Here is a 10,567-nt window from a genome sequence, read left to right as displayed (position 1 = left end):
CCGACGAGCTGCGCGCGAGCGGCGTCGATGCGCACGTGCAGCGCGACAGCGACGATGCAGTGCGGCTCACCGTACCGACCGCCGAACACCGCGATTTCGTGTACGGCGTGCGCGTCACCGCGAAATCCGCGGCCGCGTTCCTGGTGCGCGAGGCGGCCGAGCCGGACGAGACGCGTGCGCATGTCCATGGCATCGTCACGTTCTTCGAGGACGGCCGGCTCGGCTACGACATCGAATACCTGCGCGGCGACGAAGTGATCGCCGACGTGCTGCGCCAATATGAACGCTACGTGTCGCTCGCGGCAGACACCCGCACGCATCTGCTGAGCCGGGCACCGGGGCACGCGACGGAGGCCGAATGAGCGGGCTGCTGCAAAGCCGCGCGGCCGACATCATCGCGCTCGGCACGCTCGCCGTGCTGTACCTCGGCGGCGCCGGCATCGCGCTGTGGCGAATCCGCGCCGCGGCACTGCCCGGCAAGATCTACTGGATCGTCTGCGCGGCGCTGCTCGCCGGCGGCGCCGTCGCGATGGCCGGCAATCTGGCGCCGGTGCCGAACAGCGGCGACATGCCGCCCGGTTTCGCGCTCGGCGCCGAGGCCGTCCTGCTCGGCCTCGTGCTGGCGGCCGGCGGCTGCGCTTGGCTGATGCTACGCGCGCGGAAGCGCTGACGCACGCGGGTCGCATGGCCCCGCTTCGTCACACGGGCACGGCCACGTGCGGGGCGAACAGGCCACCGCCCCGGCCTTGATCCGCTGCTTTCACGTTACGCGTCATGCGAACGGCGCGCGCGCCGTCACGAGCCAGCACGCCGCATCGAAGCGCACCTCCGCGCCGTGCACGTGACGCCCGAACGCGGCACGCACCGCATCGACCACGCGCCGCCGCGTCGCTTCGTCCGCTTCCTGCAACGCAAGACCCACCGGGCCCAGCCGGGCAATGTAGTCGTCCAGCGCGGATTCCGGCAGCACGCACACCCGGTCGACCGGCTCGATCGCAACGTCGGCCCAGCCGCTGTCCGACAGCACCGACGCGATCCGCTGCCGGTCGCCGAACGCGAACTGGCCCGGTGCGCCGGGCTGCCGCACGGGCAGGTTCGGCAGCAGCGGCGCGGCCGCCCGCTCGGCCGTCGTCATGAACGGGTTGTCGGCCGCGCCGCGCCACGCGACGAACCGCATCGGCGTGCCCGGCCGCGCCGCCTGCCGCAGGTTCGCGAACGCCCGTACCGGATCGTCGAAGAACATCACGCCGAGACGCGACACGATCAGGTCGACGCTCGCCGGCTCGAACGCATGCGTCTGCACGTCCGCGCACACGAACCGGGCGGGCACGCCGCCGCGTTCGGCACGCGCCCGGGCGGCATCGATCATCCGCGCCGAAATGTCGATGCCCGTGCACTGCGCGCTCGCACCGAGCCGCCGCGCGATCGCGAGCGTAACCGCGCCGGTGCCGCAGCCGACATCGAGCACGCGCGTGGCAAACGATGCTGCCGCGGCCTCCGCCAGCAGCGGCTCGAACGGCTCGAACATCCGGTCCAGCGGCGCCTGCGCATCGACCCACGCGCGCCCTGACGGACCGTTCCAGAGCGCGGATTGCGCTTCGTTGGGCCGGTTGGCTTCCATCGTCGATCCCCTTCCGATTCATTGATGACGAACCGGACTGTGCTGCTTCAAGCCGGCTTGAAGTCAAGGGTCAGCCAGGACACGCCCCGCTTTTCACATTTCTTACATTCGCGCTGCGTATCGTTGACGACTTTCCTACGGTGCCTCCCTCCCATGCGACGACTCCTCACGCGCGCGCTGCTCGTGCGCTGCGCTCCCCTTGCTGCCCTCGCCGCGCTGTCCGCGTGCTCGAATCACATCGATACGCCCGACGATCCGGCCAGCGCCTCGGCCAACGTTCAGGCCGCATGGGTCGAGATCGGCGACGCGAACCAGGCGATCGCGCGCGTGATCACGAACTACACGCCCGCGTCGGCCAGCGATCCGCTGTGCCCGCAACTGACCGTCGACGACAAGGTGTCGCGCATGACGCTGCGCGCGGGCGCCGCGACCGTCGCCCAGCGGCCGACCGCCAGCGATCCGGCCGATTCGAAGCCGTCGAGCTTCCCGGTGTCCGTGTGCGAGGCCACACTGCCGGCCGGCGCCCAGGCGGCGAGCGTCGCGGGCCGCACGCTGCCGCTGCCGAAAGCGCAGCCGCAGCGCATCGCGATCATCGCCGACACGGGCTGCCGGATGAAGAAGGCCGACAACGCATGGCAGGCGTGCAACGATGCCGCGGTCTGGCCGCTCGACACGATCGCGGCCAGTGTCGCGAAGCTGTCGCCCGATCTCGTGCTGCACGTCGGCGACTATCACTATCGCGAGAACGCGTGCCCGCCGGACATCGCCGGCTGCAAGGACAGCCCGTGGGGCTACGGCTGGGATACGTGGCAAGCCGACCTGTTCCGCCCGGCCGCGCCGCTACTCGCGAAGGCGCCGTGGGTCGTCGTGCGCGGTAACCACGAGGAATGCGCACGGGCGGGCCAGGGCTGGTTCCGCTTCCTCGACCCGCGCCCGTATTCAGCCGCCCGCTCGTGCGACGATCCGGCCAACGACAACAACGCGAACTATTCGGAACCCTATGCGGTGTCGCTCGGCGGCGGCTCGCAGGTGATCGTGTTCGACACCGCGAAGGTCGGCCGCACGCCGCTGAAGACGACCGACGCGCAGTTCGGCATCTACCAGAAACAATTCCAGACGGTCGCATCGCTCGCGTCGAAAGCCGGCATGACGACGACGATCTTCACGAACCATCACCCGATCCTCGCGTTCGCACCGATCGCCGGCAGCACGCCGGCGCCGGGCAACCTCGCGCTGCAGTCGGTGATGTCGAGCCTCAACGCGCAGGCGTACTACCCGCCGGGCGTGCACGTCGCGCTGCATGGCCACGTGCACGATTTCCAGGCGATCAACTTCTCGTCCGGGCACCCGGCGACGATCGTGTCCGGCAACGGCGGCGACAACCTCGACGTCGCGCTGCCCGACCCGTTCCCGGCCGGCCTGACACCCGCGCCGGGCGCCGTGATCGAGCGGCTGTCGCACAACAACAGCTTCGGCTTCCTGATCATGGAGCGCAACGCCGCGCCGGCGACGGGCTGGGTGTTCCATGCGTATTCGGCGGCCGGCAAGCGACTGGCGTCGTGCAACCAGTCGGGCAGGACGCTCGCCTGCGACAAGACGGGGTTCATCGCGCCGTGAGTGAAGCAGTTCGATATGAAGGCCGCAGGGGGCGCGGCCGGCAGACGTTGCGCACGCTTGTCGCACCCCTGCTCGCCGGTCTGACGCTGGCGGCCCACGCCGCACCGGCCGAAACGGTCCTGCTTCCCGGCGCGCCGCCATCGCGCGTCGTCGACACGATCGGCAACGGCACGCCGCAGGTGACGGGCAAGATCGACGCAGCCACCGCGCGCTTCGCGCCGGACCCGACGCTCGTCGCGCTCGGCCGCCGCATCTTCTTCGACCCGCGGCTGTCCGAGCCGCGCGGCATGTCGTGCGCGGGCTGCCACGATCCGGGTCGCGCGTTCGCGCCGACGCTGTCGGCTGCATCGCTCGCGGGGCCCGGCGTGCCGGAAGGCAGCCGGCCCGGGCGCTTCAGCCAGCGCAATGCGCCGTCGCTGCTCTATGTGCGCTACGTGCCGCGCCGCCACTTCTACCAGGACGACGACGCGCCCGCGCCGTCGCCGTTCGGCGGCCTGTTCAGCGACGGCCGCGCGGATACGCTCGCCGAGCAGATCCGCGGGCCGCTGTTCGATCCGAACGAGATGAACAACCGGTCGCCGGCCGCGCTGCTGCGCAAGGTCAACGCGACCGAACTCGCGCCCGATCTCGCCGCGCGCTTCGGCGCGCCGGTGCGCCGCGACCCCGAGCAACTGGTGCGCGCGTTGGGTTCGGCCGTCGAAGCCTATCTGCAGAGCGACGAGATGGCGCCGTTCACGTCGCGCTTCGATGCGTTCCTGCGCACGCGCAAGCCGCTCGCGCCGGCCGAGATGCGCGGCCTCGCGCTGTTCCGGAATCCCGACAAGGGCAATTGCATGACCTGCCATACGCTGTCGGACACGTCGAGCCGCCCGGAGCGCTCGCTGTTCACCGATTTCGGCTACGACGCGATCGCGGTGCCGCGCAATCGCGCGCTGCCCGCGAACCGCGATCCGCGCCATTTCGACAACGGGCTGTGCGACACCGCGCGTCGGCTGCGCTGGCCCGAACCGACGCAATGGTGCGGCTACCTGCGCACGCCGGGGCTGCGCAACGTCGCGGTCAAGCAGACGTTCATGCACAACGGTGTATTCACGACGCTGCGCGACGCCGTCGCGTTCTACAACACGCGCTCGACCGATCCCGGCTTCTGGTACCACGGCGCCCAAACGTTCGACGACGTGCCGGCCGCCTATCGGGGCAACATCAACGTCAACTCGACGCCGATGAACCGCCGGCCCGGCACGCCGCCCGCGCTCACCGACGCGGAAATCGACGACATCGTCGCGTTCCTCGGCACGCTGACCGACGCGCGCTATACCGGCCGCGCCGCCCCGGCCGCCGCCGCGGCCCGGATCACGCGAGCCGCCGCGCCGGTGCGCTGACCCTGGCCGAACGGCCAGCCGACGCACGCCCGCTTGCGGTCAGCGCAAATACTGGTTATATTTACAGTACTGTATTTATGAACAGTGAGGCGCGCGATGGAACATCTGGTCCGTATCGTCAACGAAACCGATCGCCAAGTGCTGGCGTGGCTTCGAGCCCAGGTCGGCGATGCCCGCGTCGAACGCGCGGCGCGTCAGCTCGGGCATACGCGCAAGCCCTTCCCGTCCGCCGTGTGCCGATATCTGGGCATGAGCGCGCCGGCCACGCTGCGGCCGGCCGCCGCCCGGCCGCGCGCCGCACGCGATTTCTCGGTCGGCGACCGTTACCTGTCGCTGATTCGCCAGCACCTCGCCACGCACTCGGTCGGCCGATGAAATGGCGACGGCTTGCCGCTTCGGTACCGCGTCCGGCCGGAGCACTCGCGTATTCGGAAGTCCGGCCGGCCGCCGCCGTCGCGCTCACGCGGCCGCCATGGCTTCCCGTACGAGGCGGGCGAGTGTGTCGAACGCTGTCTCATGCACCGCATCGGATGCGTCGGACACATCGGATACGCGCTTGCACGCCAGCCGGATATAGCCGGCGAAACGGTCCGAATTCGAGGAGATCGAACCGGGCGCGATCTTGACTCCATGCGTCAGCGCGGCGTCAGAACAGCGCATCGAAGCACACGTCTGCCGGCAACGCGAGCTACGGCAACATCGCGCCGCTTACCGAATCGGCAATCGAACCGCCCCGCCTTCGATCAGGCCTGCCTGCCCGCCATCCCGTCGGCGGCCGCCACGCGTGCCGCACCGGCGCGAACCACGCCGAGCGTCAGCACCGCGACCGCCGCGATCACGCATGGCGCGGCAACGACGGCGAACGCGGTCGACAGCGGCACGCCCATCGCCAGCATCGCGCCGCCCGCCATCGAGCCGACCACCGAGCCGCCACGACCGATCCCGTTCGCCCAGCTCACGCCGGTCGTCCGGCACTCGGTCGGATAGAACGCGGCCGACAAGGCGTTCGCCCCGACCTGCGAGCCCGATACGCAGAAGCCGGCGGCGAATACCGCAAGCGCCGCACCCCACGGCGACGCGGCGAACACGCCGATCGCCGCGACGCAGGCGCCGGCCGCCGCATAGCTGCAGGCCAGCACGCGATGCGGATCGAAGCGGTCCATCAGCCAGCCCAGGACGATCGCGCCAAGCGTGCCGCCGACCTGGAACATCGCGGTCACGCGTGCAGCCGTCTGCAACGTCGCGCCAGTCGTGCGCAGCAACGTCGGCAACCAGCTCGACAGCAGGTAGATGACGAGCAGGCTCATGAAGAACGTGAGCCACAGCAGCAGCGTGCCGCGCAGCAGGTCGGCGGCGAACAGCCGCCCGAGCGGCGACCCGGCCGGCTTGCCGGCGGGCGCGATGAACGACGCATGCGCGAGGTGCGGACCCGGCGCGATACGACCGAGCAGCGTCGCGATCCGCGCGGACGGCGCGCCCTGGTTGACGAGATAGCGCACCGATTCCGGCAGTCGCCACGCGAGCAGCGGCAGGAGCAGCAGCGGCGCCACGCCGCCGACGACCAGCACCGCGCGCCAGCCGTGGTGCTCGATCAGCGACGCGGCCGCGAGGCCGCCGAGCGCGGAGCCGATCGTGAAACCGCAGAACATCGTCGTCACGAGCAGCGAGCGACGTCGCGCCGGACAGTATTCGGACGTCAGCGTGATCGCATTCGGCATCGCGCCGCCGAGCCCGAGCCCGGTCACGAAGCGCCACACGATCAGCTCGGTCAGGCCGCCCGCGCTCCCCGACGCGGCGCTCGCGATGCCGAAGCACGCCACGCATGCGAGCAGCAGCCGCTTGCGGCCGAACCGGTCGCCGAACGGCCCGAATACGAGCGCGCCGGCCATCAGCCCGGCCAATCCCGCGCCGAATACCGGCGCGAGCTGCGCAGGCGACAGGCCCCATTCCGAGCGAATGACGGGTGCGATGAATCCGATCGACGCGGTATCGAATCCGTCGATCGCGACGATCAGAAAGCACAGGACGACGATCGCGGCCTGAAACGGCGCAATGCGATGCCGGTCGATCCATTCGCTGACGTCGATGGACGGCGTATCGGCCATGATGGTGTCTCCTCCAGGAAGGCGGCGCGCGTCGTCTGTCGTTGAAATGCGCGCCGCCGGAATCGGGCTGAACGGGTGCGTTATACGACCGTCTTCAGGCAATCCTCCGCACGCCAGCCGTGCAGCCAGTCGAGCGCGTCGTAGAACTGCGCATCGGTGCGCCCGACCCACAGCCCGTTGCGCACCTGCCGCTCGACACCCTTCGCGTGATAGATCCGCCCCATCTCGCGCGCCGAATACAGCACGCGTGCGGTGCGCGGAATCCGCACGCGTTCGTACAGCGCGAACGCGGCCTCGAAATCGCCGTCGGTCTGCGCAACGGCCGCGCCGAGCGTCACCGCGTCCTCGAGCGCCTGGCACGCGCCCTGCGCGATGTATTGCGTCATCGGATGCGCGGCGTCGCCGAGCACCGTCGCGCGGCCCGCGCTCCAGCGCTCGACCGGATCGCGGTCGGCGGTCGCCCAGCGCTTCCATGACGTCGGCCTATCGAGCATCTGCTTCGGCAGCGGATGGACACCGTCGAAGTACGACAGCACCTCTTCCTTGCTGCCCTCGCGCACGCCCCAGGTCTCCTGCTCGCGGCTGTGGAACGTGACGACGAGGTTGTACTGCCGCCCGCCGCGCAGCGGATAGTGAACCAGATGGCAATGCGGGCCGGCCCACACGACAGGCGCATTGATCCGCAGATCCTTCGGCATGTCGTCGACGTCCACCACCGCGCGATACACGACGTGGCCCGTCACGCGATGCGCGTCGCCGATCAGCGCCTGACGGATCGCGGATTTCACGCCGTCGCAGCCGATCACCGCATCAGCACGATAGCGTTCGCCGTGCTGGTCGATCACGGTCACGCCGCGGCCGTCCTGCTCGAAGCCGCACACTTGCGTGCTCGTCCGGAATTCGATCAACGGGTGGTCCTTGACCGCCTCGTAGATCGACAGGTGAATGTCCGCGCGATGGATCACCGCGTACGGATTGCCGAAGCGCTCGCGATACGCGGCGCCGGTAGCGATGCGGGCGACCTCGCGTGCATCGATCGCGTCCATCAATTGCAGCCAGTCGGTCAATACGGCTCGACTGCGTGCCGCCTCGCCGACACCCAGCGCATCGAGCGCATTGAACGCGTTCGCGGCGAGCTGGATGCCCGCACCGATCTCGCCGATCCGTTCGGCCTGTTCGAGCAGCTTCACGCGAATGCCCTGACGCGCGAGCGCCAGCGCCGCCGCGAGCCCGCCGATACCGCCGCCGATCACGAGTACGCGCCGGCCTTTATTGATTGTCTCGTCCATGTTCGTCTCCTGCTTCTAGTACGCGATTCGTGTTACGCGACGTAATCCGGTTGCCGCTGCGGTTGCGCGGCCTCGAACGCCGGCTCGTGCCGCGCGTGCTCGACCACCGCGAGGCAGCGCGGATACGCGCTCAGGTCGCAACCCATCCGCAACGCGTTCGCGACCTGCGGCACCAGACACACGTCGGCCAGCGTCGGCGCATCGCCGAAGCACCACGGGCCGTCATCCGCGCGGGCCAGCAGCCGCTCGACGCCGGCCATCCCTTCCGCGACCCAGTGCCGGTACCACGCGGTCTTCTGCTGCGGCGTGACCTTCAGTTCGCTGTCGAGATAGCGCAGCACGCGCAGGTTGTTGACTGGATGGATGTCGCAGGCGATCAGCGCCGCCAGTTCCAGCACGCGCGCTCGGCGCCACGGTTCGAGCGGGATCAGCCGAGGCGTCGGCTGGATCTGGTCGAGGTAATCGAGGATCGCGAGCGACTGGCCGAGACGGAAATCGCCGTCGGTCAACGCCGGCACCGCGGCCGACGGGTTCACCCGCGCGACGTAATCGGCGTCGCGATGCTCGCCGGTGCGGATGTTCACGGGCAGCGTGTCGTACGGCAGCCCTTTGAGCGCGAGCGCGATGCGCACCCGGTAGGAGGTCGAACTGTTGAAAAAGCTATGCAGTTGCACGATGTAACCTTTCGAGGAAATCGACGAACGCGCGTCAGACCACGCGCACGGTCAGTTCGCCGAGACGCTCGACGCCGACCTTCATCACGTCGCCCGCGACCACCGCGCCGACGCCTTCGGGCGTGCCCGTAAAGATCACGTCGCCCGGTTCGAGGCGGAAGAACTTCGACAGGTCGGCCACCGTCTCCGCGACCGACCAGATCAGGTGCGACACGTCGCTCTTCTGCCTGGTCGCGCCGTTGACGGTCAGCCACAGGCCGCCCTGCTCGACATGACCGACGTCGCGCGCCGGGTGCACGGGCCCGATCGGCGCCGAACGGTCGAACGCCTTGCCGATTTCCCACGGCCGCCCCATCTCGCGCATCTTCATCTGCAGGTCGCGGCGCGTCATGTCGAGGCCGACCGCGTAACCCCACACGTGGTCGAGCGCGCGCTCGAGCGGAATGTCCGAGCCGCCCTTGCCGATCACCGCGACGAGTTCGGCTTCGTAGTGATAGTTCCGGGTCTGCGACGGATAGGCGAGCTCGAGCGTGTCGCCGTACGCCACCGGTACGATCGAATCGGCCGGCTTGCAGAAGAAGAACGGCGGCTCGCGATCGGGATCGAAGCCCATTTCGCGCGCATGGGCCGCGTAGTTGCGGCCGACGCAATAGACGCGGCGTACCGCGAATCGAGCGTCGCTGCCGGCGACGGGCAGCGCCACCGGCGCTTCGGGCGGGAATACGAAAGTCATGAATGGCTCCAGCGTGGGCATGAATGAAGGGGCGCGCGCCGCGACCTCGGCGGCGCACGGGAAACGGAGTATCGAAAGCAGCCGGCGTCAGTCGCGCGCTTCGCGCAGCAGGTTCAACGCGGACAGCACCGGCCGGTCGGAATAGCTGAACAGCACGCTGTCGCGCGACGCCGACAGCCGCACCGGCGCCCACGACGGCGCGACGAAGATGTCGTGCGGCGCGAACGCGAATGCCTGGTCGCCGATCGATGCGGTGCCGCTGCCCTCGACGACGCAATAGACCGTCGCGTCGGTGCTACGGTACGGGCGGCCGTCGAAGCCGGCGGGCAGGAACTGCATGAAGGTGGCGATGGTCGGCATCGGCCAGCCGCCCGTCGCGGGGTTCACGTAGCGCAGCTTCACGCCGTCCCACGCATCGAGTTCGCCGTTCCGGTACAGCGCGTCGAGCGCCTCGCGGCTGCGCGCATACGGATAGCTGAACACCGGCGACGTCGGATCGCTCACGCGATGCCGCACCGGCACCATGTTGTGACCGAAGCGCGCGAAGCTGTCGCCTTCCGGACGACTCACCGGCTGCACGACTTCCGGATAGTTCTCCGCGAAACCGGCGTCGAGGTTCGCGAGCAACGGGATATCGAGCCCGTCGAGCCACACGACCGGCTCGCCGCCGTCTTCCACCGACGGATTGCCGTGGTCGTGCCACGCCCACGACGGCGTGATGATGAAGTCGCCCGGATGCATCGTCGTGCGCTCGCCGTTCACGGCCGTCCACGCGCCGCGCCCCTCGACGATGAAGCGCAGCGCCGATTGCGTATGACGGTGGCTCGGCGCGATCTCGCCCGGCAGGATCAATTGCAATCCTGCATACAGGTTCGGCGTCATGCTCGACTTGCCCGGCAGCCCGGGGTTCTCCAGCACCAGCACGCGGCGCACCGCTTCCTCCGCGCTGATCACGCTGCCGGCCTGCATCACGAGGTCGCGTATCTGCGCATACTTCCAGATCGCGGCTTGCGCCGCCGGCTGCGGCGAGGTCGGCACGAGGTTGTGCAGCGATTCCCACAGCGGCGCCAGGCGCTGCTCGGCGATCCGTGCGTAGTAAGCGGCGCGCGTCGCGTCCGGATGGGTCGTCATGATGTCTCCTTCGGG

Annotated in this window: 10 protein-coding genes and 2 pseudogenes; 5 read left to right on the top strand and 7 right to left on the bottom strand. The window is 69.5% G+C overall.

The window, feature by feature from the left end; genetic code table 11:
- Both JMF90_RS09620 and JMF90_RS09615 read left to right on the top strand, forming a co-directional pair.
- A pseudogene (locus JMF90_RS09620) lies at positions 1-362 on the top strand (transporter); the annotation flags it as partial.
- On the top strand, positions 359-670 hold the full coding sequence (locus JMF90_RS09615) for a hypothetical protein (protein ID WP_011547909.1): 312 nt from the start codon (positions 359-361) through the stop codon (positions 668-670). The pseudogene JMF90_RS09620 and the gene JMF90_RS09615, both read left to right, overlap by 4 nt.
- 102 nt (positions 671-772) lie before the next feature.
- Here the strand turns inward: JMF90_RS09615 and JMF90_RS09610 are convergent, their stop codons facing one another.
- Positions 773-1,621 carry a class I SAM-dependent methyltransferase gene (locus JMF90_RS09610; protein WP_011547910.1) on the bottom strand — a complete coding sequence of 283 codons (849 nt, stop codon included), beginning with the start codon at positions 1,619-1,621 and terminating at the stop codon, positions 773-775.
- Between the two features lie 153 nt (positions 1,622-1,774).
- On the opposite strand from JMF90_RS09610, the gene JMF90_RS09605 reads away from it, so the two are divergent.
- From JMF90_RS09605 to JMF90_RS09595, 3 genes are all read left to right on the top strand, one after another.
- The gene (locus JMF90_RS09605) at positions 1,775-3,238 is read left to right on the top strand and encodes a metallophosphoesterase (protein WP_011547911.1); all 1,464 of its coding nucleotides are present in this window, start codon (positions 1,775-1,777) and stop codon (positions 3,236-3,238) included.
- The gene (locus tag JMF90_RS09600) at positions 3,235-4,620 is read left to right on the top strand and encodes a cytochrome-c peroxidase (RefSeq protein ID WP_011547912.1); all 1,386 of its coding nucleotides are present in this window, start codon (positions 3,235-3,237) and stop codon (positions 4,618-4,620) included. Before JMF90_RS09605 ends, JMF90_RS09600 begins: the two co-directional genes overlap by 4 nt.
- 96 nt (positions 4,621-4,716) lie before the next feature.
- Complete coding sequence (locus tag JMF90_RS09595; RefSeq protein WP_011547913.1) at positions 4,717-4,995, top strand: hypothetical protein; 279 nt, start codon at positions 4,717-4,719, stop codon at positions 4,993-4,995.
- Between the two features lie 84 nt (positions 4,996-5,079).
- Here the strand turns inward: JMF90_RS09595 and JMF90_RS40020 are convergent.
- The 6 genes and pseudogenes from JMF90_RS40020 to gtdA all read right to left on the bottom strand — a co-directional run.
- Positions 5,080-5,308: pseudogene (locus tag JMF90_RS40020) on the bottom strand (PLP-dependent aminotransferase family protein); the annotation flags it as partial.
- A gap of 55 nt (positions 5,309-5,363) precedes the next feature.
- The gene (locus tag JMF90_RS09590; protein WP_011547915.1) at positions 5,364-6,725 is read right to left on the bottom strand and encodes an aromatic acid/H+ symport family MFS transporter; all 1,362 of its coding nucleotides are present in this window, start codon (positions 6,723-6,725) and stop codon (positions 5,364-5,366) included.
- Between the two features lie 80 nt (positions 6,726-6,805).
- Positions 6,806-8,014, bottom strand: a complete 1,209-nt coding sequence (locus JMF90_RS09585; RefSeq protein ID WP_011694693.1) for a 3-hydroxybenzoate 6-monooxygenase — start codon at positions 8,012-8,014, stop codon at positions 6,806-6,808.
- Between the two features lie 32 nt (positions 8,015-8,046).
- Positions 8,047-8,688 (bottom strand): maleylacetoacetate isomerase, encoded by a 642-nt coding sequence (maiA, locus tag JMF90_RS09580; RefSeq protein ID WP_011547917.1) that lies wholly within the window; start codon positions 8,686-8,688, stop codon positions 8,047-8,049.
- Between the two features lie 34 nt (positions 8,689-8,722).
- Positions 8,723-9,421, bottom strand: a complete 699-nt coding sequence (locus JMF90_RS09575; RefSeq protein ID WP_011547918.1) for a fumarylacetoacetate hydrolase family protein — start codon at positions 9,419-9,421, stop codon at positions 8,723-8,725.
- A gap of 87 nt (positions 9,422-9,508) precedes the next feature.
- Positions 9,509-10,552 carry a gentisate 1,2-dioxygenase gene (gene gtdA, locus JMF90_RS09570; RefSeq protein ID WP_011547919.1) on the bottom strand — a complete coding sequence of 348 codons (1,044 nt, stop codon included), beginning with the start codon at positions 10,550-10,552 and terminating at the stop codon, positions 9,509-9,511.
- Positions 10,553-10,567 lie beyond the last annotated feature (15 nt).

The organism is Burkholderia sp. E168m23 (assembly GCF_016586125.1).
Taxonomy (GTDB): Bacteria; Pseudomonadota; Gammaproteobacteria; order Burkholderiales; family Burkholderiaceae; genus Burkholderia; species Burkholderia orbicola.
The sequence above is the reverse complement of the archived record's forward strand: the minus strand, read 5'-3'. Positions and strand labels throughout refer to the sequence as shown.